The sequence below is a fragment of the Paenarthrobacter aurescens genome (assembly GCF_025421775.1).
Taxonomy (GTDB): Bacteria; Actinomycetota; Actinomycetes; order Actinomycetales; family Micrococcaceae; genus Arthrobacter; species Arthrobacter aurescens_B.
On record NZ_JAOEFX010000028.1, the window covers coordinates 1 to 428 of the forward strand.

Sequence of the window (428 nt, forward strand, 5' to 3'; positions counted from 1 at the left end):
ACTACGTCGGTGTGTTTGCGGCGGCGTTCGGGGACGAACCCGCCCAGTTCTGCCCGGCGTTCCATGAGGTATTTGATTTCGGGGGCGTCCATGCCGGGGTGGTAGTACGGGGGCCGGTAGAGGTCCGCGTCGAGTTGGTCATCGCTGATGGGGATGCGCAGGTGGTCACGGAAGGCTTTGAGGTCTTCCATGGTCAGTTTCTTCATTTGGTGGGTCGCGTTGCGGCCCTCGAAGTGCGGGCCCAGGCCGTAGCCCTTGACCGTTTTGGCGAGGATGACCGTGGGTTTGCCCTTGAACTCGGTGGCTGCCTTGTAGGCGGCGTAGACCTTGCGGTAGTCGTGCCCGCCGCGTTTGAGGCCCCAGATCTGTTCGTCGTCCAGGTCCGCGACCATGTCCTTGGTCTGCGGGGATTTACCGAAGAAGTGTTC

At 62.1% G+C, this 428-nt stretch carries 1 pseudogene; it reads right to left on the minus strand.

Features of this window, described 5'->3' with window-relative positions:
• Window positions 1-428 (minus strand): annotated as a pseudogene (locus N7568_RS22540) (pyruvate dehydrogenase (acetyl-transferring), homodimeric type); the annotation flags it as partial.